Origin of the sequence: Limnohabitans sp. JirII-29 (assembly GCF_003063395.1) — a bacterium.
In the GTDB taxonomy this organism is placed as follows: Bacteria; Pseudomonadota; Gammaproteobacteria; order Burkholderiales; family Burkholderiaceae_C; genus Limnohabitans.
This window is the reverse complement of the sequence record NZ_NESB01000003.1, coordinates 348,491-374,848: the sequence shown is the minus strand read 5'-3', so window position 1 is coordinate 374,848 and position 26,358 is coordinate 348,491. Positions and strand designations below refer to the sequence as shown.

At 55.3% G+C, this 26,358-nt stretch carries 25 protein-coding genes; 24 read left to right on the top strand and 1 reads right to left on the bottom strand.

Annotated features, from left to right (window positions below; all coding sequences use genetic code 11):
• Window positions 1–15: 15 nt before the first annotated feature.
• The 16 genes from frr to B9Z39_RS06815 all read left to right on the top strand — a co-directional run bounded on the left by frr (window position 16) and on the right by B9Z39_RS06815 (window position 17,101).
• Window positions 16–576: a ribosome recycling factor gene (gene frr / locus B9Z39_RS06890; RefSeq protein WP_108301145.1), complete on the top strand. Its 561-nt coding sequence runs from the start codon at window positions 16–18 to the stop codon at window positions 574–576.
• 7 nt (window positions 577–583) lie between these two features.
• Entirely contained in the window at window positions 584–1,420 is an 837-nt protein-coding gene (locus tag B9Z39_RS06885) for a phosphatidate cytidylyltransferase (RefSeq protein WP_108301144.1), read from the top strand.
• Complete coding sequence (gene ispC / locus B9Z39_RS06880; RefSeq protein WP_108301143.1) at window positions 1,420–2,634, top strand: 1-deoxy-D-xylulose-5-phosphate reductoisomerase; 1,215 nt, start codon at window positions 1,420–1,422, stop codon at window positions 2,632–2,634. Before B9Z39_RS06885 ends, ispC begins: the two co-directional genes overlap by 1 nt.
• Window positions 2,631–4,013, top strand: a complete 1,383-nt coding sequence (gene rseP / locus B9Z39_RS06875; RefSeq protein WP_233248937.1) for an RIP metalloprotease RseP — start codon at window positions 2,631–2,633, stop codon at window positions 4,011–4,013. The genes ispC and rseP overlap by 4 nt, the downstream gene beginning before the upstream one ends.
• Window positions 4,014–4,053: 40 nt before the next feature.
• Complete coding sequence (gene bamA, locus B9Z39_RS06870) at window positions 4,054–6,360, top strand: outer membrane protein assembly factor BamA (protein ID WP_100146771.1); 2,307 nt, start codon at window positions 4,054–4,056, stop codon at window positions 6,358–6,360.
• Window positions 6,360–6,866: an OmpH family outer membrane protein gene (locus B9Z39_RS06865; protein WP_100146770.1), complete on the top strand. Its 507-nt coding sequence runs from the start codon at window positions 6,360–6,362 to the stop codon at window positions 6,864–6,866. The genes bamA and B9Z39_RS06865 overlap by 1 nt, the downstream gene beginning before the upstream one ends.
• Window positions 6,867–6,872: 6 nt before the next feature.
• A complete protein-coding gene (gene lpxD, locus B9Z39_RS06860) occupies window positions 6,873–7,856 on the top strand; it encodes a UDP-3-O-(3-hydroxymyristoyl)glucosamine N-acyltransferase (protein WP_108301141.1) in 984 nt (327 codons plus the stop codon).
• Window positions 7,857–7,858: 2 nt separating this feature from the next.
• Complete coding sequence (gene fabZ / locus B9Z39_RS06855) at window positions 7,859–8,296, top strand: 3-hydroxyacyl-ACP dehydratase FabZ (protein ID WP_100146889.1); 438 nt, start codon at window positions 7,859–7,861, stop codon at window positions 8,294–8,296.
• A gap of 16 nt (window positions 8,297–8,312) precedes the next feature.
• The gene (gene lpxA, locus B9Z39_RS06850; protein WP_108301140.1) at window positions 8,313–9,107 is read left to right on the top strand and encodes an acyl-ACP--UDP-N-acetylglucosamine O-acyltransferase; all 795 of its coding nucleotides are present in this window, start codon (window positions 8,313–8,315) and stop codon (window positions 9,105–9,107) included.
• A 4-nt stretch (window positions 9,108–9,111) separates the two neighbouring features.
• On the top strand, window positions 9,112–10,254 hold the full coding sequence (lpxB, locus tag B9Z39_RS06845) for a lipid-A-disaccharide synthase (RefSeq protein ID WP_100146888.1): 1,143 nt from the start codon (window positions 9,112–9,114) through the stop codon (window positions 10,252–10,254).
• Complete coding sequence (rnhB, locus tag B9Z39_RS06840; protein ID WP_108301139.1) at window positions 10,226–10,843, top strand: ribonuclease HII; 618 nt, start codon at window positions 10,226–10,228, stop codon at window positions 10,841–10,843. The genes lpxB and rnhB overlap by 29 nt, the downstream gene beginning before the upstream one ends.
• Window positions 10,840–11,616, top strand: coding sequence for an RNA methyltransferase (locus B9Z39_RS06835; RefSeq protein ID WP_100146766.1), 777 nt, complete (start codon window positions 10,840–10,842; stop codon window positions 11,614–11,616). The genes rnhB and B9Z39_RS06835 overlap by 4 nt, the downstream gene beginning before the upstream one ends.
• Window positions 11,617–11,774: 158 nt before the next feature.
• On the top strand, window positions 11,775–12,938 hold the full coding sequence (gene carA, locus B9Z39_RS06830) for a glutamine-hydrolyzing carbamoyl-phosphate synthase small subunit (RefSeq protein WP_199221175.1): 1,164 nt from the start codon (window positions 11,775–11,777) through the stop codon (window positions 12,936–12,938).
• The gene (carB, locus tag B9Z39_RS06825) at window positions 12,939–16,199 is read left to right on the top strand and encodes a carbamoyl-phosphate synthase large subunit (RefSeq protein ID WP_100146765.1); all 3,261 of its coding nucleotides are present in this window, start codon (window positions 12,939–12,941) and stop codon (window positions 16,197–16,199) included.
• Window positions 16,200–16,212: 13 nt separating this feature from the next.
• Window positions 16,213–16,689: a transcription elongation factor GreA gene (gene greA, locus B9Z39_RS06820; protein ID WP_100146764.1), complete on the top strand. Its 477-nt coding sequence runs from the start codon at window positions 16,213–16,215 to the stop codon at window positions 16,687–16,689.
• A 7-nt stretch (window positions 16,690–16,696) separates the two neighbouring features.
• Complete coding sequence (locus B9Z39_RS06815; protein WP_108301138.1) at window positions 16,697–17,101, top strand: DUF4149 domain-containing protein; 405 nt, start codon at window positions 16,697–16,699, stop codon at window positions 17,099–17,101.
• A gap of 21 nt (window positions 17,102–17,122) precedes the next feature.
• On the opposite strand, the gene B9Z39_RS06810 is transcribed toward B9Z39_RS06815, so the two are convergent.
• Window positions 17,123–17,596 (bottom strand): YhbY family RNA-binding protein, encoded by a 474-nt coding sequence (locus B9Z39_RS06810; protein ID WP_100146762.1) that lies wholly within the window; start codon window positions 17,594–17,596, stop codon window positions 17,123–17,125.
• A gap of 34 nt (window positions 17,597–17,630) precedes the next feature.
• On the opposite strand from B9Z39_RS06810, the gene B9Z39_RS06805 reads away from it, so the two are divergent.
• From B9Z39_RS06805 to pstA, 8 genes are all read left to right on the top strand, one after another.
• The gene (locus B9Z39_RS06805; RefSeq protein WP_100146761.1) at window positions 17,631–18,305 is read left to right on the top strand and encodes an RlmE family RNA methyltransferase; all 675 of its coding nucleotides are present in this window, start codon (window positions 17,631–17,633) and stop codon (window positions 18,303–18,305) included.
• A 107-nt stretch (window positions 18,306–18,412) separates the two neighbouring features.
• Window positions 18,413–20,326: an ATP-dependent zinc metalloprotease FtsH gene (ftsH, locus tag B9Z39_RS06800; protein ID WP_100146760.1), complete on the top strand. Its 1,914-nt coding sequence runs from the start codon at window positions 18,413–18,415 to the stop codon at window positions 20,324–20,326.
• Window positions 20,327–20,390: 64 nt separating this feature from the next.
• Window positions 20,391–21,215, top strand: coding sequence for a dihydropteroate synthase (gene folP, locus B9Z39_RS06795; protein ID WP_108301137.1), 825 nt, complete (start codon window positions 20,391–20,393; stop codon window positions 21,213–21,215).
• A gap of 36 nt (window positions 21,216–21,251) precedes the next feature.
• Window positions 21,252–22,583, top strand: a complete 1,332-nt coding sequence (glmM, locus tag B9Z39_RS06790) for a phosphoglucosamine mutase (RefSeq protein ID WP_108301136.1) — start codon at window positions 21,252–21,254, stop codon at window positions 22,581–22,583.
• Window positions 22,584–22,585: 2 nt separating this feature from the next.
• Window positions 22,586–23,305 (top strand): hypothetical protein, encoded by a 720-nt coding sequence (locus B9Z39_RS06785; RefSeq protein ID WP_233248936.1) that lies wholly within the window; start codon window positions 22,586–22,588, stop codon window positions 23,303–23,305.
• A 94-nt stretch (window positions 23,306–23,399) separates the two neighbouring features.
• Window positions 23,400–24,434 (top strand): phosphate ABC transporter substrate-binding protein PstS, encoded by a 1,035-nt coding sequence (gene pstS, locus B9Z39_RS06780; RefSeq protein WP_108301135.1) that lies wholly within the window; start codon window positions 23,400–23,402, stop codon window positions 24,432–24,434.
• A 106-nt stretch (window positions 24,435–24,540) separates the two neighbouring features.
• On the top strand, window positions 24,541–25,506 hold the full coding sequence (gene pstC / locus B9Z39_RS06775) for a phosphate ABC transporter permease subunit PstC (RefSeq protein ID WP_108301134.1): 966 nt from the start codon (window positions 24,541–24,543) through the stop codon (window positions 25,504–25,506).
• Entirely contained in the window at window positions 25,503–26,351 is an 849-nt protein-coding gene (pstA, locus tag B9Z39_RS06770; RefSeq protein WP_100146755.1) for a phosphate ABC transporter permease PstA, read from the top strand. The genes pstC and pstA overlap by 4 nt, the downstream gene beginning before the upstream one ends.
• Window positions 26,352–26,358 lie beyond the last annotated feature (7 nt).

The window sequence follows — 26,358 nt, the reverse complement described above, 5'->3', positions numbered from 1 at the left end:
ATTCAGGAGGAACACATGACGATTGCTGACATCAAGAAAAATATCGAAACCAAGATGGATCAGTCCATTGCGTCTTTCAGCAACAGCCTGACAAAAATCCGTACAGGCCGCGCCAGTCCAGCTTTGCTGGATGCCGTGCAAGTGGATTACTACGGTTCGATGGTGCCAATCAGTCAAGTGGCCAACGTGTCCTTGCTCGATGCACGCACTATCAGTGTTCAGCCTTGGGAGAAAAGCATGTCTGCCAAGATTGAAAAAGCCATTCGCGACAGCGACCTAGGTTTGAATCCCTCATCAATGGGTGAACTCATTCGCGTGCCCATGCCACCGATGTCTGAAGAGCGTCGCAAAGAGTTGACCAAGGTGGTTCGCTCTGAAGGCGAAAACGCCAAAGTTGCGGTACGTAACCTGCGTCGCGACGCCAATGAGTCAGTCAAGAAATTGGTCAAAGATAAATTGGCATCAGAAGACGATCAAAAACGTGCGGAAGCAGACATCCAAAAAGTGACCGACAAACACATTGCTGACATTGACAAAGTGATCGCCAGCAAAGAACAAGAAATCATGGCGGTCTAAGCACCCCATGCTCAAGCAACGCATCATCACGGCACTTGTGTTGTTGGCGCTTTTGTTGCCAGCACTTCTGGCTTCCACGGCGGAACCGCTTGCCACCTTCACCTTGGTGTTGATTGCTGCTGGTGCTTGGGAGTGGGGCCGTTTGAATGGTTTGGGCATGCGCGGTGCATTGCGATGCGCCGCGGTTTGTTTGTTCGCTTGCTTTTTGACTTGGGCAGCGCATTGGGCTTACCACCCCCCGGCCTGGGTCTGGCCGATTGCTGGTGGTTTGTGGGTGTTGGGGGGCGCAGCGTTGATTCGTGGCGGGGTTGAGGCATGGCCTCGCATTCCGCGTATGTTGCGTTTGATCGTTGGTTTGTTGGCCTTGTGGGCGACTTGGCTTGCCCTGTACCAAGCGAAGGTTATGGGTACCAACTTTTTGCTGTCTTTGCTGCTGATTGTTTGGATGGCCGATATAGCTGCTTACTTTTTTGGGCGTGCCTTTGGTCGTCGTAAGTTGGCGATCCACATCAGTCCCGGTAAAAGTTGGGAGGGTGTGTGGGGTGGGATGGCCGGGGTGCTTCTGATGGCCTTGGTTTGGATCTGGCTCGATACCCAATACCCCATGGATAGCCAGAGTTTGTTCACGCGCTTACAAGCGCGCGGCTGGCCATTCTTGTTGTTAGCCACTTTATTTTTGGTGGCAATGAGCGTGGTGGGGGATTTGGTGGAGTCTTTGGTCAAGCGCAGTGCCGGTATGAAAGACAGCAGCCAGTTATTGCCTGGACACGGAGGGGTGTTGGACCGTGTGGACGCCCTGCTGCCTACCTTGCCGATTGCCCTCATGCTAATGCAGTCACTGTGATGAACGCATTGGACCGACTCAAGCCGCAAAAGCTCACCGTATTGGGCTCAACGGGCTCCATTGGCACCAATACTCTGGACGTGGTCGCACGTCACCCAGATCGATTCCAAGTCTTTGCTTTAACGGGTGCCTCTCAAGTGGACTTGATGCTGCAACAGTGCGTGCAATTCAAACCCCAGGTTGTCGTGATGGCGCACGCGCAGGCCGCACGCTCACTCCAAGACAAAGTGCACGCGCAAGGCTTGGATGTGCAGGTGCGTACCGGTGCGCAAGCACTTGAAGACGTGGCCTCACATCCCGAGGTTGATGCTGTGATGGCGGCCATTGTTGGCGCTGCAGGCTTGGCGCCTTGTTTGGCCGCAGCACGAAGCGGTAAGCGTTTGTTGCTGGCCAATAAAGAGGCGTTGGTGGTAGGCGGGGACGTCTTTTTGTCAGCGGTGAAACGTGGTGGTGCCACCTTGCTACCTATCGACAGCGAGCACTCGGCAATTTTTCAGTCCTTGCCTGAAGACCCGCACACCTGGGATTCACGCGTCGAAAAAATCATTTTGACGGCGTCGGGTGGCCCGTTTCGCACCCGCGATGTGAAGACCCTTAAAGACGTCACGCCTGAGGAAGCTTGCGCTCATCCCAATTGGGTCATGGGGCGAAAGATTTCAGTGGATTCAGCCACGATGATGAACAAAGCCTTGGAGGTCATTGAGGCGCGTTATTTGTTTGGTTTGCCGCCAGAGCGGATTGATGTCGTGATACATCCGCAAAGCGTTATTCATTCGATGGTGCAATACCGCGACGCTTCGGTGGTTGCGCAGTTGGGGACTCCGGATATGCGAGGTCCTATCGCTTATGGTTTGAGTTGGCCTGAGCGCATTGCTTCGGGGGCTCAAGCGCTGGATTTCCACACGCTGTCAGCGATGACGTTTGAGGCATTGAACGACCATGGCCATCCCGAGCGGTTCGCTGGTTTGCGCTTGGCGTGGGACGCCTTGCGTGGTCCCTCAGGCACCACTGCAATTTTGAATGCGGCCAATGAGGTTGCTGTGGCTGCATTCTTGGATCGTCGCATCCGATTTGACCAAATCCATCATCTTAATGTGGCCTGTATCGATCAATTACAGCCTTCGCCACCACACGACTTGATGGATTTATTAGCGCTCGATGCACAAGCTCGCGTCACAGCTGAAACGCTCGTTCAAAAATTTGCATTGCCATGACCGTGTTGGTCTTTCTCGGCACTTTGGGTTTGTTGGTTGCCGTACATGAATGGGGGCATTACAGAATGGCTGTGGCCTGCGGGGTCAAAGTGCTCACGTTTTCTGTGGGTTTTGGTCGACCCTTGCTGAGATGGCGCGCTCGCCGTCCTTTCCCTGGACAGAGTACCGAGTTCATGATTTGTCTCATTCCCTTGGGCGGCTACGTCAAGATGTTGGATGAAAACGAGGAAGTCGTTGCTCCCGGTGATGTCTCCATGGCCCTGAACCGTCAGAGCTTATGGCGACGTGCAGCCATCGTCTCAGCAGGACCCTTGGCCAACCTGTTGCTCGCGGTGGTGTTGTATGCCGCGACTTTTTGGTTAGGGCAGTATGAGTCAAAACCGCTACTGGCGTCGCCTGCCTTGGGTTCTGTGGCCGAGTCCGTGGGTTTGCGCGGTGGCGATTTGGTACTGCGTGTCGGTTTGTCTGAAGCGACCTTGCACGAGGTCGAATCTATGGAGGCCTTGCGTTGGTGGGCCCTGCAAGAAGACACCCTCCATGAGCCATTGGTGTTGGAAGTTGAGTCAGCACACAACCATCGCATTCATACCGTGTCATTGCTGGCTCCTGCTTCGATAGCCGAGAACGCGCAAGATCTATCAGGCTTGTCTGTCTATGGGCTAGGACAGCTCTGGAGCCCTGCTGTTATCGGTAACGTACAGGAGGGGAGTGCAGCGCAGCGTGCCGGTTTGCAACGCGGCGATGTGGTGTTGCACATTGATGGACACCGCATGGAAGACGCTGCCATGCTGCGCGCATGGGTGCGTGCCGCTGGCGAGCGTGGCCCTGTGCCTCTTCAAGTATGGGCGATTCGACGACCTCACCAAGGTGAGCTGATGGTAGAGGTCACGCCTGAGCGCGTGTGGGACAAGGACCGCTATGTCGGGCGTATCGGTGCGTATGTGGGCGAGCCACCCGCGCGTGTTTGGGTGCAAGCTGGGTTCATCGATGGCGTAAGCCGTGCATTTGTACGCACGTCGGAAGTGATCGGACTGACGTTGGACATGGTGGGGCGCATGGTCGTTGGCAGTGCTTCACTCGATAATCTGAGTGGGCCTTTGTCAATGGCTGATTACGCGGGACGCTCAGCCAGTATCGGCTTGTCTGCGTATTTGTCGTATTTGGCCTTGATCAGCATCAGTCTTGGGGTGCTCAATCTGATGCCTTTGCCCGTCCTCGACGGGGGGCACCTGTTGTATTATCTTTATGAGGCCTTGACCGGCCGTCCCCCCGCAGCACATTGGCTCGACGTTTTACAACGCTTGGGTTTGTTGATGTTAGTGGCACTCATGTTTTTTTCTCTCTTCAATGATTTGGTCCGTCTGGGCTGGCTCAGTTAAGCTCCTTCATCATTCACCCAGACCCTGAAGTTTTCTCTTCATGAACAAGCAACCTATCAGTTTTACCCGCGCTCCGCTGTCCTATGCTGCTGCTTTGTTGGCGGGCACTGCGCTGGCTTTCAATGCTTGGGCCGTCGATCCTTTCACAGTTCGTGACATCCGTGTCGAGGGCTTACAGCGTGTGGAGCCTGGGACGATCTTTGCATCTATTCCTTTCCGCGTTGGGGATGATTACACCGACGACAAGGGCGCTGCTGCCATTCGCAGTTTGTTCGCACTGGGGCTCTTCAAGGACGTTCGCATTGAAGTCACGGGTGATGTGTTGGTGCTGATTGTGGAAGAGCGTCCGAACATCGCTGCGGTGGAGTTCATTGGCACAAAAGAGTTTGACAAAGACATATTGCGTAAAGCTTTGCGCGACATCGGCTTGGCCGAAGGACGGCCTTTCGACAAAGCGTTGGCTGATCGTGCAGAGCAAGAACTCAAGCGTCAGTACGTCAGCCGCAGTCTGTACGGTGCTGAGGTGATCACCACCGTGACGCCGAGCGACCGTAACCGGGTCAATTTGTCTTTCACCGTCGTGGAAGGCGATCTGGCCAAAATCAAAGAAATCCGAGTCGTTGGTAGCAAAACCTTCAGTGAATCCACACTGCTTGATCAGTTTGACCAAAGTACGGGCAACTGGCTGAGCTGGTACACCAAGTCAGATCGCTATTCGCGTGCCAAACTGAATGCTGACCTGGAAACTTTGCGTGCTTGGTACATGTCTCGCGGTTATTTGGAGTTTCGAATTGATTCCACGCAAGTGGCCATTTCACCTAACAAGCAAGACATCAGCATCACCATCAGCATCACAGAGGGTGACCGTTTCGTGGTGTCTGAGGTGGCTCTGGAGGGGTATTACCTGGGTAAAGATGACGACTTCAAGTCGTTGATTGAAATCAAAGCAGGTCAACCCTACAACGCAGACGATGTCGCCAAAACCACCAAAGCCTTCAATGAATACTTTGGCAACTTCGGGTTTGCGTTTGCCCGCACCGATGTGCGACCTGAGATTGACCGAGCGACCAATCGCGTCAAGCTGGTCTTGGTGGCAGATCCGTCACGTCGTGCCTATGTGAGGCGTATCAACATTCTGGGGAATAACCGAACCCGAGATGAAATTGTGCGCCGTGAGTTCCGCCAGATGGAGTCATCTTGGTATGACGGCGAGCGCATCCGCTTGTCACGCGACCGCATCAATCGCTTGGGCTACTTCAAAGAGGTTGATATAGATACCCAAGAAGTTGCCGCTTCACAAGATCAGGTGGACTTGAATGTCAATGTGACGGAAAAGCCCACAGGCATGCTCACACTGGGCGCTGGGTTTTCGAGTGCTGAAAAGGTCACCTTTTCTTTTGGCATTCAGCAGGAAAACGTTTTTGGTTCGGGCCAAAACTTAGGACTCCAAGTCAGCACCAGCAAGTACAACCAGTACTACGTGATCAGTACAACCGATCCGTACTTCACCCAAGACGGTGTGTCGCGCACCTTTGATTACTACCATCGGTCGAGCAAACCTTACGTGGAGCAGGGCGGAGATTACCGACTTGTGACTTCTGGCCTTGGCATCCGTTTTGGCGTTCCATTCAGTGAGCTGGACCGCGTTTTCGTAGGTACATCGCTCGAACAGACCGAAATTATTCCCGGCACCAATTTGCCAGCCTCTTGGCTGGTGTACGCATACAACCACGGGTACACCACCAAAACTGTGCCTGTGACTTTGGGCTGGGCGAGAGATGGTCGTGACAGTTACCTGAATCCATCGACGGGTAAGTTGATTCGAGCCAACACCGAAGTGGGGGCAGCAGGCGACACGCGCTACGCCAAGATCGGTGGTCAATACCAACAGTACTTCGCACTCAGCAAGCAATACACATTTGCATTCAATGCCGATTTAGGCGTTGGTAAAGGCTTGCAAGGGCAAAGCTTCCCAGTTTTCAAGAACTACTTCTCGGGTGGTTTAGGCTCCGTGCGTGGCTTTGAGCAAGGCACCCTGGGCCCTCGTGACGTCTACGGCATTGTGTCGGGTGGTACCAAAAAAATCACCCTCAACAGTGAGTTTTTGATGCCATTCCCAGGTGCGGGTAACGACAGAAGTCTGAGGCTCTATGGCTTCTATGACATGGGTAACGTGTTTGGTGAGTTCGACAAAGTTCAGTTGAACCAACTTCGTAGTTCATATGGCGTGGGGCTGAGTTGGGTCTCTCCCATGGGCCCTCTGCGCTTTGCCTGGGCCTTACCCGCCAGAACCTTCACTGGCGATAGAATTCAAAGATTGCAATTCCAAATCGGGACATCTTTCTGATGAAAAAGTTTTTTAGCCAACTTTCTTTGGCGTTGATGGTGGGCGTGGTCAGCTTGACTGCCTATGCTGACGAAATTCGTATTGGCTTTATCAATACAGACCGTATTTTCAAAGAAGCCAACACAGCCAAGCAGGCACAGCAAAAATTGGAGCAAGAGTTTTCCAAGCGCGACAAAGAACTCAATGATGCGGGTGCTGCATTGAAATCTGCGGTTGAAAAATTCGAGCGTGAAGCCCCCACTTTGTCAGAGTCACAGCGCTTGAGCCGACAAAAGCAATTGGGCGAGCAAGACCGCGACTTTCAACGCAAGCGTCGTGAATTTCAAGAAGAACTCAATGCGCGCAAAAACGAAGAGTTCCAACTGGTTCTTGAGCGCACCAACCGCGTGATCAAGCAAGTGGCTGAAGCCGAAAAATACGACCTCGTTTTGCAAGAGGCGGTCTACATCAGCCCTAAGCACGACATCACTGACAAAGTGCTCAAGGTCATCAATTCGACCAAGTAATCTGCCGTGGCACTGCGTCTCGGCCAAATCGTTGAAAGTCTTGGGGGCCAGTTGCATGGAAACCCCGAGCAATGGATTCAAAAACTCGCACCGCTTGACACTGCGCATGCCGATGCCTTGAGTTTTCTAAGTAATCCCAAATACCAATCTCAACTCACGACGTCTCAGGCAGCTTGCGTGATTGTGTCGCCCATGATGGCGACACTGGCGCAAGCACGTGGTGCCTGCATCGTGACCGACAACCCCTACCACTACTTTGCACGTTTGACGCAGTTGTGGCGTGCTCAGCATCAGCAGCACGATGAGCCGATGGTTCATCCAAGCGCCGTGATTCATCCCTCTGCACACGTTGACGCCAGCGCACGCATTGGTCCTTTGTGTGTGATTGAACGCGGTGCACGTATTGGTGCGCACACTTGGCTCAAGTCTGGTGTGACTGTGGGTGAAGATTGCGTCTTGGGTCAACGCTGCATCGTGCATGCTGGTGTTGTCATCGGTGCAGATGGGTTCGGTTTTGCGCTGTTTGAAGGGCGCTGGGAAAAAATTGAACAACTCGGTGCAGTGCACATTGGCAACGATGTCGAGATCGGTGCCAATACCTGCATTGACCGTGGCGCTCTAGATGACACCGTGATTGAAGATGGTGTGAAGCTCGATAACTTGGTGCAAATAGGCCATAACGTTCACATTGGCGCACACACGGCCATGGCTGGTTGCGCAGGCGTGGCAGGTAGCGCACGCATCGGCGCTCACTGCACGGTCGGTGGTGGAGCCGTGGTGTTGGGGCATTTGGAGTTGGCCGATGGTGTGCATATTTCTGCTGCATCGGTCGTGATGCGTTCAATTCGTCAGCCTGGACAGTACAGCGGCGTGTTTCCCATCGACGACAATGCCTCGTGGGAAAAAAATGCTGCCACCTTGCGTCAACTGCACCGTTTGCGTGACCGCATCAAATCTCTTGAATCAGCTTTAGAAAGTCAAAAAAAATGAGCATGGACATCCATCAAATCCTGAAGCAATTGCCGCACCGCTATCCCATCTTGCTGGTTGACCGCGTGTTGGAGATCGAAAAAGGTAAACGCATCAAGGCGCTCAAAAATGTCTCAATCAACGAACCGTATTTCACCGGTCACTTTCCGCATCGCCCTGTGATGCCGGGTGTGTTGATGCTGGAGGCCTTGGCCCAAGCAGCCGCTTTGCTGGCATTTGATGCCGTGGGCGTGACCCCAGATGACAAAACGGTGTACTACTTCGCTGGCATCGATGGTGCGCGTTTCAAACGTCCAGTTGAGCCAGGCGACCAGCTGATTTTGGAAGTTGAACTGGACCGCATGAAAGCTGGCATTTTCAAATTCAAAGCCCGAGCCAAAGTGGGGGATGAAATCGCCACCGAAGCCGAGTTGATGTGCACCATGCGCACCATTGCTTGACCCATGCCCCGCGACGATGAGCTTCATCCATCCCACGGCGATTGTTGACCCCCAAGCCGAACTCGACAGCTCGGTGCAAGTGGGGCCATACACCATCATTGGCCCCCATGTGCGTATGGGGGCGGGTACTACGGTCGGTGCCCATTGTGTGATCGAAGGTCACACCACCATTGGACGCGACAACCGTATTTTTCAATTCAACTCTTTGGGCGCGATCCCGCAAGATAAGAAATACGCAGGTGAGCCCTGCGAATTGGTGATCGGTGACCGCAACACCATCCGCGAGTTTTGTACCTTCAACATCGGTTCTCCCGGCGACACGAGCGTGACGCGTGTGGGCGATGACAACTGGATCATGGCCTATGTGCATTTGGCGCACGATTGTGTGGTGGGCAATCACACCATCTTTGCCAACAGTGCGCAATTGGCTGGCCACGTGCACGTGGGTGATTGGGTGATCTTGGGTGGGTTTACCGTTGTGCATCAGTTTGTACGTATTGGCGCTCACAGTTTCACGGCCATGCATTCGTTGCTGTTTGCAGATTTGCCACCTTTTGTGATGTGCCAAGGGCAGCCGGCAGAGGCGCGCTCCATGAATTACGAAGGGCTGCGTCGTCGCGGCTTTTCCCCTGAGCGTATCAGCGCAGTCAAGGCCATGCACAAGGCCTTGTACCGTGAAGACTTGACGCTCGACAAAGCCAAAGAGCGCATCGCAGCGCTGGTGCAATCCAAACCTGAATCTGCACCCGATGTGCAGATGATGCTCGACTTCTTGAACCAGACCTCGCCACAACGTGGCATCGTGCGCTGAGCCTATGTCGGCACTTGTGACCTTCTCGCTTGTCGCTGGCGAGGCCTCGGGTGATTTGCTCGCAGGCCTGTTGCTGCAGGGAATGCACCAAACATGGCCCGAGATGCGAAGCACCGGCATTGGGGGGCCGCGCATGGCGCAGCAAGGGTTTGAAGCTTGGTGGCCCTACGAAAAATTAGCTGTGCGTGGCTATGTGGAAGTGCTGCGGCACTACCGTGAAATTGTGGGTATTCGTCAGCAGCTCAAAGCGCGTTTGTTGGCCCAACCACCCAGCGCCTTCATTGGTGTGGATGCGCCAGACTTCAATCTTGACTTAGAGCATGATCTGAAGGCGAGCGGCATTCCGACAGTGCATTTTGTGTGTCCTTCTATTTGGGCTTGGCGTGCTGACAGAGTCGACAAAATTCGACGCAGCGTAGACCATGTGCTGTGCATCTTTCCGTTTGAAAAAGCCTTGCTCGAAGCGCACGGCATTGCTGCCACCTACGTGGGGCATCCACTGGCACAAACGATTCCTGAACATGTTGACCGTGCTGCGGCACGTGTTGCACTGGGCTTGCCACAAGACGCGACTGTGGTTGCGTTATTGCCTGGCAGTCGACATTCTGAAATTGAATATTTGGCACGTCGTTTTTTACAAGCGGCGCAGCGCATGGCCCAGCAACAGCCTGGGCTGATCTTTGTCTTGCCCGCCATGTCTGCGTTACGTGCCCGCATCGATGCGCTGGTTCGCGAGGTAGGTGGCGTGCCTGGGCTGACGGTGTTGACCGGACAATCGCACACTGCTCTGGCCGCTTGCGATGTGACACTGATTGCCAGTGGTACCGCCACGCTGGAAGCCGCGCTTTTCAAACGTCCGATGGTCATCGCTTACAACATGAACTGGATCAGTTGGCAAATCATGCGTCGCAAAAAACTCCAACCCTGGGTGGGTCTGCCCAATATCTTGTGCCAGGAGTTTGTGGTGCCTGAGTTGTTGCAAGACGCTGCCACCCCGGACGCCATGGCGCATGAAGTATTGCAGTGGCTGGCACAACCCGCCGCCATGACCGCCGTTCAACAACGTTTTGCCGCACTGCATGACAGTTTGCGCTGTGACACCCCTGCATTGGCTGCCCATGCGATCCAAAAAATTCTTGCGCGCTGAACAGGCTTCGCTGGTCTGGGATGCCCCGGGTCTGATTGCCGGCGTGGATGAGGCTGGGCGAGGTCCTTTGGCTGGGCCCGTCGTGGCCGCTGCCGTCATCTTAGATGACCTGAACCCGATCGTCGGCTTGGCGGACTCCAAAAAACTCACGGCCTTGAAGCGCGAGCGTTTGTATGACGAGATCCGTGCCAAAGCTCTGTGCTGTTCGATTGCTGAGGCCTCGGTGGAGGAAATTGACAGTCTGAATATTTTGAATGCCACCCTTCTCGCGATGCGTCGGGCGGTAGAAGGGTTGCGCCTCAAGCCGCACAAAGTGTTGGTGGATGGCAACCGTCTACCTGTCCTCGATGTGTTGGCCGAAGCCATTGTCAAAGGCGATAGCAAGGTACCCGCCATTTCTGCGGCATCTATCTTGGCCAAGGTACACCGTGACCGCTGGTGTCTGCAATTGCATGCTCAATACCCAGAGTACGGCTTTGACCGTCACAAGGGATACGGCACCGAAGCACATTTGCAGGCTTTGCGTACCCATGGGGCAACGCCCTGGCATCGTCACAGTTTTTCACCCGTTGCCGAGGTGCTGCGATGAACGTGATTACTTCGCGTGACAACCCCTTGGTCAAAGAGCTGCGTCGCCTGTCGCAAGACAGCACGGCCTATCGCAAACTCGGTCGTGTTTGGTTGGAAGGCGACCACCTGTGTCGTGCGGCGTTGGCACGTGGTGTTCGGCCTGAGCATGCCGTGTTTGCACAATCGCAATGGGACATCGCTCCGCGCGACTGGACCGAGGCTGCCCCCCGCAACACGGTGTTGCCCGATGCCCTGTTTGCCGAGGTGAGTGGACTCGAATCCCCCGCGCGGATGGGGTTTGTGATGACGGTGCCAGTGGCACCCGACATCTTGCGTCACACCCCCACCGTGGTGCTGGATCGGGTGCAAGACGCGGGCAACGTTGGCTCAATTTTGCGCAGCGCGTCCGCCTTTGGTTTTGGCCAGGTGTTGGCCATCAAAGGTGCTGCTGCCCTGTGGTCTCCCAAAGTCTTACGCGCTGGCATGGGCGCGCATTTTGGTTTGCATTTGGTGGAGGGCCTGGAGCCTTCGGCGTTGGACGCACTGGACATGCCTTGGGTGGCCACCAGTTCGCACCAAGGCCCATTCCTGCACCAGTTGCTCGCTCAGCAGGCATTGCCCATGCCGTGCGCCTGGCTGATGGGGCATGAGGGGCAGGGCGTTTCACCTCAGCTCGCCGACCATGCGGCATTGTCGGTGCGTATTGCGCAACCCGGTGGCGAAGAGTCATTGAATGTGGCCGCTGCTGCCGCGATTTGTTTGCACGCCAGTGCCACTTGTCGTGTGACGTGACGCAAGGGTAAACGAGTGCCTCGGATATAATGAGAGGCTTTCCCGCATCAACCTGTACGCCCCAGCTCAACCAAGGCCCATTCCTCGAACAAGCAGCCAAAAAGAGACCCGTTCTCTTGTAAGCGCTGAGGCGTACCCGAACTACTCCGGAGAACCCAGTGCTTTTGTCTCTTCAGGGAACCTTCCCGCCCGCCATCTTGGCGCTTGCAGACGGCACGGTCTTTATCGGCAATTCGATTGGAGCCTCTGGCTCCACCGTAGGCGAGGTGGTGTTCAATACATCGCTCACCGGCTACCAAGAAATTCTGACCGACCCCAGCTATTGCCAGCAGATCGTCACCTTGACGTACCCGCACATTGGCAACTATGGCGTCAACGTGGAAGACATCGAAGCTGACAAAGTCCATGCTGCTGGCCTGATCATCAAAGACCTTCCTTTGGTGGCCAGCAACTTTCGATCACATCAAACCTTGTCGGCTTATCTGACCGAGAGTGGCACGGTGGCGATTGCCAATATCGATACCCGTCAATTGACACGCATCTTGCGTACCAAAGGGGCGCAAAACGGTGCGATCTTGGCCCTGGCGCCAGGTCAGCAAGTCAGCCAAGCGCTGAAAGAACAAGCCATTGCCGCCGCCCAAGGGGCACCCAGCATGGCCGGTCTCGATTTGGCACAACAAGTCACCGTGACCGCGCCCTATGCCTGGACGCAAACCGAATGGGCGCTGGGCAAGGGTTATGGCGAACAAACCACGCCTAAGTTTCACGTCGTGGCGTACGACTTTGGCGTCAAGAAAAATATCTTGCGTATGTTGGCCGAGCGCGGTTGCAAAGTGACCGTGGTGCCCGCCAAAACTTCGGCAGCCGAAGTGCTCAAACACCAGCCGGATGGGATCTTTTTGTCCAACGGTCCCGGCGACCCGCAGCCGTGCGACTACGCCATTGCCGCTACGGCCGAGTTGATTGAAACAGGTATCCCGACTTTTGGTATCTGTTTGGGTCATCAAATCATGGCCTTGGCCAGCGGTGCCAAAACCTTCAAGATGAAATTTGGACACCACGGTGCCAACCACCCGGTCAAAGACCTTGACAGTGGCCGCGTGTCGATCACCAGCCAAAACCACGGTTTTGCGGTGGATGAAAAAACATTGCCTGCCAATTTACGAGCCACCCACGTGTCCTTGTTTGACGGCACCTTGCAGGGCTTGGCCCGCACAGACAAACCCGCGTTTTGTTTTCAGGGACACCCCGAGGCATCGCCTGGTCCTCATGACATCACCTATCTTTTCGACCGCTTCATCAACTTGATGGAGAAAAAATAAATGCCTAAGCGCACCGACCTAAAAAGCATCCTCATCATTGGCGCTGGCCCCATCATCATTGGGCAGGCGTGTGAATTTGACTACTCTGGTGTGCAGGCTTGCAAAGCCTTGCGTGAAGAGGGATACAAAGTCATTTTGATCAACAGCAATCCCGCCACGATCATGACCGACCCCGCCACGGCAGACGTCACGTACATCGAGCCCATCACCTGGCAAACGGTTGAAAAAATCATTGCCAAAGAGCGTCCAGACGCTATCTTGCCCACCATGGGTGGGCAGACCGCTTTGAACTGCGCTTTGGATTTGTGGCACCACGGGGTGCTTGATAAATACAAAGTGGAATTGATCGGTGCCACACCCGAGGCGATTGACAAAGCGGAAGACCGCTTGAAGTTCAAAGATGCCATGACCAAAATTGGTCTGGGCTCAGCACGTTCTGGCATTGCCCACAGCATGGAAGAAGCTTGGGATGTGCAACGCCAGGTGGGCTTTCCTACCGTGATTCGTCCCAGCTTCACCTTGGGTGGCACCGGTGGTGGCATTGCCTACAACCCGGAAGAGTTCGAGGTCATCTGCAAGCGTGGCCTGGAAGCTTCGCCTACCAATGAGTTGTTGATTGAAGAGTCGCTGCTGGGGTGGAAAGAGTACGAGATGGAAGTGGTGCGCGACAAAGCGGACAACTGCATCATCATTTGCTCGATCGAGAACTTGGATCCCATGGGGGTGCACACCGGTGACTCGATCACCGTGGCTCCGGCCCAAACCTTGACCGACAAGGAATACCAAATCATGCGCAACGCCTCGTTGGCTGTGTTGCGTGAAATTGGTGTGGACACGGGGGGCTCGAACGTGCAGTTCTCCATCAATCCCAAAGATGGTCGCATGGTGGTGATTGAGATGAACCCGCGCGTGTCGCGTTCATCTGCTTTGGCGTCCAAGGCCACGGGCTTTCCGATTGCCAAGGTAGCGGCCAAGTTGGCCGTGGGTTACACGCTTGATGAGTTGCGCAACGAAATCACCGGTGGTGCTACGCCCGCGAGCTTTGAGCCCAGCATTGACTACGTGGTCACCAAAATCCCACGTTTTGCCTTTGAAAAATTTCCCACAGCCGACAGCCGCTTGACCACCCAGATGAAATCGGTGGGCGAAGTCATGGCCATGGGCCGTACCTTCCAAGAGTCGTTCCAAAAAGCCCTGCGCGGCTTGGAGGTTGGCGTGGACGGGATGAACGAAAAGACCCAAGACCGCGAAGTGCTTGAAAAAGAGCTGGGTGAGCCCGGCCCTGAGCGCATTTGGTATGTTGGCGACGCGTTCGCCCAGGGCCTGAGCGTCGACGAGGTGTTTGAGTTGACCAAAATTGACCGCTGGTTCTTGGTGCAAATCGAAGAGATCGTGAAAATTGAGTTGGAACTCGAAACCACGACGCTGGATGCCATCACCGCTGACGAGTTGCGCGCCTTGAAGAAAAAAGGCTTTTCCGACCGTCGTTTGGCCAAGCTGCTCAAAACCACTGAGCATGTGGTGCGCGCCAAGCGTCATGCCTTGAATGTGCGCCCTGTCTACAAACGCGTGGACACCTGCGCCGCAGAGTTCTCCACCGATACCGCCTACATGTACTCCAGCTACGAAGGCAACGGAGACGGCGAGTGCGAGGCTGAGCCGACACAGAACAAGAAGATCATGGTGTTGGGCGGAGGCCCCAACCGCATTGGTCAAGGCATTGAGTTTGATTATTGCTGCGTCCATGCCGCACTCGCCATGCGCGAAGACGGCTACGAAACCATCATGGTCAACTGCAACCCAGAAACGGTGTCGACCGACTACGACACGTCGGACCGTCTGTATTTCGAGCCTTTGACACTGGAAGACGTGTTGGAGATTGTGGACAAAGAAAAGCCTACCGGTGTGATTGTTCAGTACGGTGGCCAAACCCCCTTGAAACTGGCCCTGGGTCTTGAGGCGGCAGGCGTGCCCATCATTGGCACCAGCCCAGACATGATCGACGCAGCCGAAGACCGCGAGCGCTTCCAGCACCTGTTGCAAGAGCTGGGGCTGCGTCAACCGCCCAACGCCACCGCACGCACCGAACCCGAAGCTTTGGAAAAAGCGGCTGCCTTGGGCTATCCCCTGGTGGTGCGTCCCAGTTATGTGCTGGGTGGACGCGCCATGGAGATCGTGCACGAGCAACGCGACTTGGAGCGCTACATGCGCGAAGCCGTCAAAGTGAGCCACGATTCACCGGTGTTGTTAGATCGCTTTTTGAACGATGCCATTGAGTGTGATGTGGACTGCCTACGTGATCCAGAAGGCAAAACATTCATCGGTGGCGTGATGGAGCACATCGAACAAGCTGGCGTGCACAGTGGTGACTCGGCTTGCTCGTTGCCACCGTACTCGCTGTCTGCAGAGACCGTGAACGAACTCAAGCGTCAATCTGCCGCCATGGCCGGTGCCTTGAACGTGGTGGGCTTGATGAACGTTCAGTTCGCCATTCAGCATGTGGATGGCAAAGACGTGATCTATGTGTTGGAAGTCAATCCACGCGCTTCACGCACGGTGCCCTACGTGTCCAAGGCCACAGGCATTCAGCTGGCCAAAGTGGCTGCGCGTTGCATGGCCGGTCAGACACTGGCCTCGCAAGGCATTCTTCATGAAGTGACGCCACCTTATTTCAGCGTCAAAGAGGCGGTGTTCCCGTTCGTCAAGTTCCCTGGCGTCGACACCATCCTGGGCCCTGAGATGAAGTCCACGGGTGAAGTGATGGGGGTTGGCAAAACCTTTGGCGAAGCTTTTGTCAAAAGCCAATTGGGCGCTGGCACCAAGTTGCCCCGCCCACACCAAGCCGACGGCTCATCCACGGGCAAAGTGTTCATTTCGGTCAAAAACAACGACAAGGTGCGAGCCATTGAGGTGGCTCGTCAACTGGTCGCCCAAGGTTTTGAGTTGATCGCCACCAAAGGTACTGCTTTGGCCATCACCACAGCGGGTGTCGCCTGTGCCACGGTGAACAAGGTGACCGAAGGTCGTCCGCACATCGTGGACATGATCAAGAACAATGAGATCGCCTTGGTGATCAACACCGTCGAAGAGCGCCGCAACGCGATTGCGGACTCGCGTCACATTCGCACCTCTGCCTTGCTCAACCGTGTCACCACCTTCACCACCATCGCAGGTGCTGAAGCGGCGGTGGAGGGGATGAAGTACATGGACCAACTCGATGTCATTTCTGTGCAAGAGATGCACGCTCAGTTGACTGCTTAAAGAACACAAGCTTATGACCACCATTCCTATCACCAAGCGCGGTGCCGAAAAGCTCAAAGAAGAGCTGCACAAACTCAAAACTGTGGAGCGTCCTTCAGTCATCAATGCGATTGCTGAGGCACGCGCTCAAGGCGACTTGAGCGAAAACGCTGAGTACGACGCAGCCAAGGACCGTCAAGGTTTCATCGAAGGACGCATTCAAGAAATTGAAGGCAAGCTGTCTGCCGCTCAAATCATTGATCCAGCTGCCGTCGATGCGGGTGGTCGTGTGGTGTTTGGGGCCACGGTTGATTTGGAAGACGAAGACTCAGGCGACGCCGTGACGTATCAAATCGTGGGTGAAGACGAAGCCGATCTGAAGCTCGGTCTGATCAATATCAGCAGCCCGATTGCCCGCGCCTTGATTGGCAAGGAGGAGGGCGACGTGGCTGAAGTTCAGGCGCCTGGCGGTATCAAACGTTACGAAATCGTCGCGGTGGCTTACCGCTGATCATCCCGTGGCGCGGTTGCAAATTTATTTGGCAGCGCTGTGGTGGGGCAGCATGACGACCATCGGCTTTCTGGTGGTGCCCTTGTTGTTTGTGCATTTGGACACGCCAGCCATGGCCGGCCTTATGGCGGCCAAGCTGTTTGCAGCGCAAACCTGGCTGTCTCTCGCATGTGGCATGTTGCTGGTGCTGTCGGCGCAGCGGCAAGCCCGTGCAAAAGGGCTGACACAGTCCCCCTCACCTTGGGTGTTGGGCGGGGTGTTGCTGGCTTTGCTGTTGGAGTTTGCGGTGGCACCACACATCGTGGCGCGTGACAACTTGAAACTTTGGCACAACCTGGGCAGTGCTTTGTATTTGGCGCAGTGTTTGTGTGCTGCGAAAGTGCTCTGGGACACTCAATCGCCAGCTGCTTGAGCTGGCCTGAGTGCGGGCCGATTAGCCCAGCGTACGCTTTTTGACCGATGTTTTCTTCGGCTTGGCGCGTTTGACTTGACCGCCAGAGGTCAGTCGTTGGTTGCCCAATACGCGCAACATCTTGACTTCGGGGCGTTGGCCACCACGTTTGCTGTACTTGAGCACTTTGACATCGCGTGGGCCTGGCAAACGATCTTCGTCCACTTCGCGGACTTTTTCAGGTTGTGGGCGCCACAGAACCAGCAACTTGCCAATGTGTTGAATCGGTGCTGCATTGAGTTGGTCTGCCAAGGCGGCAAACATCTCTTCGCGCGCGGCGCGGTCATCGCCCAAGACGCGAATTTTGATCAGGCCGTGGGCGCTGAGCGCCATCTCGGCTTCTTTGAGGACGGCAGGCGTTAAACCATCATTGCCGATCATCACGACGGGGTCGAGATGGTGGGCTTCTGAGCGGTGGATTTTGCGTTGTGCAGGGGTGAGTTGAATTGCGGGCATGGGGGTATTATCCCCGCTCGTTCAAAGGTATGAATTGAAAGTTAAAACTAAAAGCAAAAAGGTCAACAAGTCATGGCTCAACGACCATGTCAACGACCCTTACGTCAAGATGGCGAAGAAGGACGGCTACCGCGCGCGTGCTGCGTTCAAGCTGAAAGAAATTGACGAGCAACTGGGCTTGATCAAGCCGGGCCATCTGGTGGTTGATCTGGGTTCCACGCCTGGTGCCTGGAGTCAATATGTGCGACGTCGCTTATCACCCGAAGGGGCTGCGGTTGGCACCTTGAATGGCACCATCATCGCGTTGGATATTTTGCCGATGGAGCCTGTAGAAGGCGTTCAATTTTTGAACGGTGACTTTCGCGAGCCTGAGATGTTGGTTCAGCTCGAGCAGGCCTTACAAGGTCGTCTGGCCGATGTGGTGGTGTCTGACATGGCCCCCAATTTGTCCGGCATCGAGTCAGCAGACGCGGCCCGTATTACCCATCTGGTGGAGTTGGCGGTCGATTTCGCACAACACCATATGAAAGACGAAGGCGCCTTGGTGGTCAAACTCTTTCATGGCAGTAGCTACGGCCCACTCACCAAGTTGTTCAAGGACACTTTTCACGTGGTCAAACCGATCAAACCCAAAGCCAGCCGTGATAAATCAAGTGAAACCTTTTTGGTTGGTATCGGCCTGAAACATCGCCATGTGGCAAACCCTTGACGCCGGGATGGCTGATTCCTGCAAATAACGCGGGTTGATGGCTTGAAAGGCCTAAAATGGGGCGCATCTAAGTACGACCCGTACTCTCTTTCTATTCGGAGCCCACATTGAACAATCAATGGTTCTCAAAAGTCGCTGTTTGGTTGGTGATCGCCTTGGTGCTGTTCACCGTGTTCAAACAATTTGAAACACGTCCCGGCGCTGGCTCTGGCTACATGGGCTATTCGGACTTCCTTGAAGAAGTTCGAGCTAAGCGCATCAAGACCGCCACCATTCAAGAAGGTCAAGGGGGCACCGAAATCGTCGCTGTCACCAACGACGAACGAAAAATCCGCACCACCGCTACTTACCTGGACCGTGGTTTGGTGGGCGACTTGATTGCCAATGGTGTCAAGTTCGATGTCAAACCGCGCGAAGAAGGCTCTTTGCTCATGACCTTGTTGGTCAGTTGGGGCCCTATGTTGCTGTTGATTGGCGTGTGGGTGTACTTCATGCGTCAAATGCAAGGCGGCGGTAAAGGCGGGGCCTTCAGCTTTGGCAAAAGCAAAGCGCGCATGCTCGACGAGAACAACAACACCGTGACCTTTGCTGATGTGGCTGGTTGCGATGAGGCCAAAGAAGAAGTCAAAGAAGTGGTCGACTTCCTCAAAGACCCGCAAAAATTCCAAAAGCTCGGTGGACGTATCCCTCGTGGCTTGCTGCTGGTCGGGCCTCCAGGTACAGGTAAAACCTTGTTGGCCAAAGGCATTGCTGGCGAAGCCAAGGTGCCGTTCTTCAGCATTTCAGGCTCGGACTTTGTGGAAATGTTCGTTGGTGTCGGTGCAGCCCGTGTGCGCGACATGTTTGAGAACGCCAAGAAAAATGCACCTTGCATCATCTTCATCGATGAGATCGACGCAGTAGGTCGCCAACGTGGCGCGGGTTTGGGTGGCGGCAATGACGAACGCGAACAAACCCTGAACCAAATGCTGGTGGAGATGGATGGTTTCGAAACCAACCTCGGCGTGATCGTGGTCGCGGCCACCAACCGCCCCGATATTTTGGATGCTGCCTTGCTGCGTCCGGGCCGCTTTGACCGCCAGGTCTACGTGACACTGCCCGACATCCGTGGCCGCGAACAAATTTTGAACGTTCACATGCGCAAAGTGCCTTTGGGCCAAGATGTCAACGCCAGCGTGATCGCGCGCGGTACACCCGGCATGAGCGGTGCTGACTTGGCCAACCTGTGTAACGAAGCCGCCTTGATGGCCGCGCGTCGCAACGCCCGTGTGGTCGAGATGGTCGACTTTGAAAAAGCCAAAGACAAAATCTTGATGGGGCCTGAGCGCAAGAGCATGGTCATGCCGGAAGAGGAGCGTCGCAACACGGCGTATCACGAGTCTGGTCATGCCTTGATTGGCAAGCTCTTGCCCAAGTGCGACCCTGTGCATAAAGTGACCATCATTCCCCGTGGCCGCGCCTTGGGTGTGACCATGAGCCTGCCGGCACAAGACCGCTACAGCTACGACCGCGAATACATGTTGAACCAAATCAGCATGCTCTTTGGTGGCCGTATTGCAGAAGAAGTGTTCATGCACCAAATGACCACCGGTGCGAGCAACGACTTTGAACGTGCCACCTCAATCGCCCGTGACATGGTGATGCGCTACGGCATGACCCAGGCATTAGGACCCATGGTGTACGCCGAAAACGAAGGCGAAGTGTTCTTGGGCCGCTCGGTCACCAAGACCACCAACATGTCCGAAGCCACCATGCAAAAAGTGGACATGGAAGTGCGCAGCATCATTGACGCGCAATATGCGTTGGCGCGCGGCCTGATTGAAGAGAACGCCGACAAAATGCACGCCATGGCCAAAGCGCTGCTGGAATGGGAAACCATTGACACCGAGCAGCTCGATGACATCATGGCTGGCCGTGAGCCACGTCCTCCCAAAGACTGGACGCCTCGCACCCCTTCGTCGGGTGGTGGCAGTGGTGGCACGCCGGCTGTTCAACCTGATCCAGCCCCATCGGCTGCGTGATGGAGTTCGGTCAGTGGATGACATCAACCAACGGGGCGCAAGCCCCGTTTTTCATGGACGCTTTATGTTTTGGCAAACCACACGCTTTCGCATTGACCTGAGCCGCCCCCAAGTGATGGGCATCGTCAACGTCACACCAGACTCCTTTTCAGACGGTGGCCAGCACCCCACCACACAAGCCGCCTTGGCGCATGCCGAGCAATTGCTCAAAGAAGGGGCCGATATGCTGGACATTGGCGGGGAGTCAACCCGTCCTGGAGCGCCTGCGGTGTCGTTGGAGGAGGAATTGGCGCGCGTGCTTCCCGTGGTGCGAGAGGCTTTGCAGTGGCAGGTGCCGCTGTCGGTGGATACCTACAAACCACAGGCCATGCAAGCTGTGTTGGATGCGGGGGTTGACATCGTGAACGACATCTGGGCTTTGCGCCAACCGGGTGCACAGGCTGTGCTGGCAGCACACCCGAGTTGTGGTGTGTGTCTGATGCACATGGCGGGTGAACCACGCACCATGCAATTGCGTCCGATGGAAGGCTTGGCCTTGCCTGTTGTCCGTGAGTTTTTGAACGAACAGGCGCAACAACTACATGCTTTGGGCGTATCCCGTGAGCGCATCACGCTTGATCCGGGGGTAGGGTTTGGCAAAACAGTGGCACAGAATTTTGAATTGCTGTCTGGCCAAGCCGAGTTGCTTGCTTTGGGTTATCCCTTGCTGGTGGGGTGGTCGCGCAAGTCCTCGCTCGGTGCTGTGACTGGCTGTGAGGTGCACGAGCGCTTAGTGCCCAGTGTGGCGGCTGCGCTGTTGGCGGTTGAGCGAGGCGCACGCATTGTGCGTGTGCATGACGTTGCGCAAACTGTCCACGCCTTGAAGGTCTGGCAGTCCGCCACTCTTTGAGACAATCTCTCCATCATTCCTCAAAAAACAAAAAATATGACACGTCAATACTTTGGCACCGATGGCATTCGTGGCACCGTGGGGCAAGCCCCCATCACGCCTGACTTTGTGTTGCGTTTGGCTCATGCCGTAGGCCGTGTGCTCAAACAAACCGAGGCCAACCCCACGGTGTTGATTGGCAAAGACACCCGCATTTCAGGCTATATGCTGGAGTCTGCCCTGGAGTCAGGCTTTAACTCTGCGGGTGTTCATGTGGTGCTGCTGGGCCCTTTGCCTACGCCGGGTGTGGCCTATCTCACACGCGCGCAGCGTGCGAGCTTGGGCGTGGTCATCAGTGCCAGTCACAACCCTTTTGCTGACAACGGCATCAAGTTCTTCAGTGCCCAAGGCACCAAACTCAGCGACGCGTGGGAACAAGCCGTGGAGACCGCGTTAGAAGAAGCCCCCGTCTGGGTGGATTCCGCGAATCTGGGTAAAACTCGCCGTCTGGACGATGCGGCAGGTCGTTACATCGAGTTTTGCAAAAGCACCTTTGCGCATGACTTGACCCTCAAAGGCCTCAAAGTCGTGGTCGATGCCGCGCACGGTGCGGCCTATCACATCGCGCCCAAGGTGTTCCATGAGCTCGGCGCAGAGGTGGTGGCGATTGGTTGTAGCCCCGATGGCCTCAACATCAACCACGAAGTGGGGGCTACCCACCCCGAGGCGTTGGTACGCGCGGTCAAAGCCAACCATGCTGACTTCGGTGTGGCTCTGGATGGCGACGCCGACCGTCTGCAAATCGTGGATGACCAAGGTCGCTTGTACAACGGTGACGAGTTGTTGTATCTCATGGCCGATGACCGCTTGGCCAGAGACGAGGTGTTACCTGGCGTGGTGGGCACACTCATGACCAACATGGCCGTTGAAGTGGCCTTGACCCGCCGTGGTGTGCAATTTGTGCGTGCCAAGGTCGGCGACCGTTATGTGTTGGAAGAGCTTGAAAAACACCATTGGATCTTGGGGGGCGAGGGCTCCGGGCATTTGCTGGCGTTGGACAAGCACACCACGGGTGATGGCTTGGTCAGCGCTTTGCAGGTGCTGCAAACTTGCGTGCGCAGTGGCCGCACCATGGCTGATTTGCTCAAAGATGTCACCTTGTTCCCGCAAACGCTGGTCAATGTGCGCTTGCGTCCAGGCCAAGAATGGCAGGCCAACACCCGCATGCAAGAAGAAACCGAGAAAGTTCGCGCCGAGTTGGGCCAGAGCGGGCGTGTGTTGATTCGCGCCAGTGGCACCGAGCCTCTGGTGCGCGTGATGGTGGAAGCACAAGATGCAGACCAAGCCCAGCGCTGCGCACAGCGTATTGCCGACACCTTGCTTGTCTGAGCATGATCAAGCGATGCGCTGGCTTGGTACTGTGGTGTGCGCTGGGTTGCAGCAGCGCACAGGCTGAGGAGCCTTCGTACAAGTTCACCACCGGTGTGTACGCCTTATCTGGCGGGGGGCTGTCCAACAGCCATGGGTTGGACATCAATGTCCGGCAAACGTCGCAGCTAGGCAATATCTGGGGGGCTTGGTACCGTTCACCCGAGCAGCAAGTGTCTCAACCTCGCATGGGGTGGGACAAAAGCTTCGAGGCCTCGCACTGGCGCATCATGCCTTCGGTGCAAACCGCTTCAGGTGGTTTTTGGGGTGGCAGTTTGTCGGTTGAAACGGGCGATACATTGTTTGCGGGGGTTGGCTTGGGGCGTACCAACCTTCACCCGTATGTCAACCTCAACTTTGACCCCAACGATGCCTGGATGGCCTCTGTGGGCTACCGTTGGTCGTCCTTGCAATCGGTGTCTCTACAAGTGGTGCGAGACAACCGCCAAAACCCAGATCAACAGCATCTGCACTTGCTATATCGAACCCCCATGCCTGATGATCAGCGCTTGACGCTCGATGTGTTGTTCAAAAGTGGTCTGGTCGAAGACCGCATGGTGCACCGCACGGGCCTGAGTGTGACGTATGACTTTGCGCACTTCTTCACCCGCATTGCTTATGACCCAGTGATCAACTTCACACCGCAGACCATGTGGCGTTTCTCTGTGGGGCATCGTAATTGAGTGCTTGAACGCGCAAGCTAGGGTTTTCGTCACGAAGCTGTCACAAAGTGTTCATACAGTACACACATCTCTTCATGACCTACAAGGAAACTCCATGAAATCAAACGTCATTCAATCACTGCTGGCCATCACCGCTCTGGCTTTTGGCGGTGTCACCGCTTCGGCGCAAGACATCACGGGCGCTGGCGCCAGTTTTCCTGCGCCTATCTACAGCAAATGGGCGGCTGAGTACAACAAAGTCACGGGCCACAAGGTCAACTACCAATCGGTGGGTTCAGGTGCTGGCATCAAGCAAATCGATGCCAAGACGGTGGACTTTGGCGCGTCGGACATGCCCTTGAAAGATGAAGAGCTGGCTCAGAAAAACCAAATGCAATTCCCCACTGTCATTGGTGGTGTGGTGCCTGTCGTCAACATCGCCGGTCTGACTCCTGGTCAGTTGAAGCTAACGGGCGAGGTGCTGGGTGATATTTACCTGGGCAAGATCACCAAGTGGAGCGACGCTGCCATCAAGGCCTTGAACCCTAACGTCAAATTGCCCGATGAGACGATTGCTCCAGTGCGTCGCTCTGACGGTTCCGGCACCACCTTCTTGTTCACCAACTACCTGAGCAAGGTCAATGCCGATTGGAAAGCCAAAGTCGGTGACGGTACAGCTGTGAACTGGCCCACAGGTGCAGGTGGCAAAGGAAACGAAGGCGTGGCAGCGTTTGTGAGCCGCTTGCCCAACTCCATTGGCTACGTGGAATACGCTTATGTGAAGCAAAACAAAATGGTTTTTGCGCAAGTCAAAAATGCTTCTGGCAACTTTGTCTCGCCTGACGACTCAGCCTTCAAGGCGGCTGCTGCCGGTGCCGACTGGTCCAAGAGCTTCTACCAAATCTTGACGAACCAAGTGGGCAAAGATGCATGGCCCATTACTGGCGCCACTTTCATCTTGATGCACAAAGTGCAAGACAAGCCTGACAACGGCTCTGCAGCGCTCAAGTTCTTCGACTGGGGTTATAAAAACGGTGACAAGATTGCCGACGATCTGGACTATGTGCCCATGCCCGACAAGGTGAAAGACGTCATCCGTAAGTCGTGGAGCCAAATCAAAGACGCTTCGGGCAAGTCGGTCGCGTTCTAAATTTATTCATCTTGAAACCAAGGCCCCAGACGTGACGAGTCATACACTCTCAGACCGTGGGCCTGCTGTTTCCGGCGGCCCCTTTTCACGACGTGATGAGCGAGACATGAATCCACCACCTTTACCTCCCAGTTTGCGCATGGGGTCCTTGATTGACCGTTTGTTTGGCTGGGCGGCACTTGCTGCGGCATGTCTGACCTTGGCGTTGTTGTTTGGTATTTTGTTGTCCTTGGTGGTGGGTGCTTGGCCTGCCATTCATGCTTATGGCCTGGGCTTTTTGACCCGCACTGTGTGGGACCCCGTGAAGAACGACTACGGCGGTTTGGTCATGATTTATGGCACGCTGACCACCTCGTTCATCGCGTTGTTGATTGCGGTGCCGGTCAGTTTTGGCATTGCCTTGTTTTTGACTGAGCTGTCGCCCGCCTGGCTCAAACGTCCTCTGGGGACTGCCATTGAGTTGCTGGCGGCCATTCCCTCTATCGTCTATGGCATGTGGGGCCTGTTGGTGTTTGGTCCCATTTTGTCGACCTATGTGCAAGTGCCCTTGCAAAAGCTGCTGACGGGTGTGCCCTACCTAGGGGCCATGGTTTCCGGGCCGCCTGTGGGTATTGGTATTTTGTCGGCCGGCATTATTTTGGCCATCATGATCATTCCGTTCATCGCATCGGTCATGCGCGATGTGTTTGAAGTCACGCCTCCTTTGTTGAAAGAGTCCGCCTACGGCTTGGGGGCGACCACTTGGGAAGTGGTGTCCACCGTGGTGTTGCCCTACACCAAAGCGGGTGTCATCGGCGGCATCATGTTGGGGTTGGGTCGTGCATTGGGCGAGACGATGGCCGTGACTTTTGTGATTGGCAACATGAACCAACTCAACTCTCTCAGTGTGTTTGAAGCCGCCAACAGCATCACCTCGGCTTTGGCCAATGAATTTGCGGAAGCTTCAGAAGGGCTGCACCAAGCGTCTTTGATTTACTTGGGACTGGTGTTGTTCTTCATCACCTTCGTGGTGTTGGCGCTGTCAAAAGTATTGTTGGCTCGCATGCAGCGCAGCGAAGGGACCAAGTCATGAGCGATCCCCGTTTGGCTAAATTTGCAGCGCGTCAGCGTGTCAACCGCGTGGCCTTGTTTTTGTCCATGTCGGCGATGGCGTTTGGCCTGGTCTGGTTGGTCTGGATTTTGTGGGAAACCATTCGTTTGGGTGTGGGCGGTTTGACTTGGGTGGCACTCACCGAGTCCACGCCAGCCCCTAACGATGTGGGCGGCATTGCCAATGCCATTTACGGTTCGTTCTTAATGGTGACATTGGCCACCTTCGTGGGCACGCCCATCGGCATCATGGCTGGCATTTACTTGGCTGAATATTCACCCAAGAGCCTGCTCGCAAGCGTCACCCGTTTTGTGAACGACATCTTGCTGTCAGCGCCATCGATTGTGATTGGCCTGTTTGTCTACACCCTGGTGGTGGCACGCTTCAAGTCTTTTTCGGGTTGGGCCGGTGTGGTGGCCTTGGCGCTGATTGTGATTCCGGTGGTGATTCGCACCACCGAAAACATGTTGCAGTTGGTGCCCTCCGGTTTGCGTGAGGCGGCTTACGCCTTGGGTGCTCCGAAGTGGAAAGTGATCTCCAGCATCACCTTGCGGGCTGCGCGTGCAGGGGTCGTTACAGGTATTTTGTTGGCTGTGGCGCGTATTTCAGGAGAGACGGCGCCCTTGTTGTTCACAGCACTGAGCAACCAGTTCTGGACCTCCAGTTTGTCTGAACCTATGGCCAGTTTGCCCGTGACGATTTTTAAATTTGCCATGAGCCCTTACCAAAACTGGCAAGAGCTGGCTTGGGCTGGCGTGTTTCTCATCACCGTGGCGGTGTTGGGCCTCAATATTTTGGCGCGTGTGCTCACGCGTCAAAAAGACTAATCTTCCA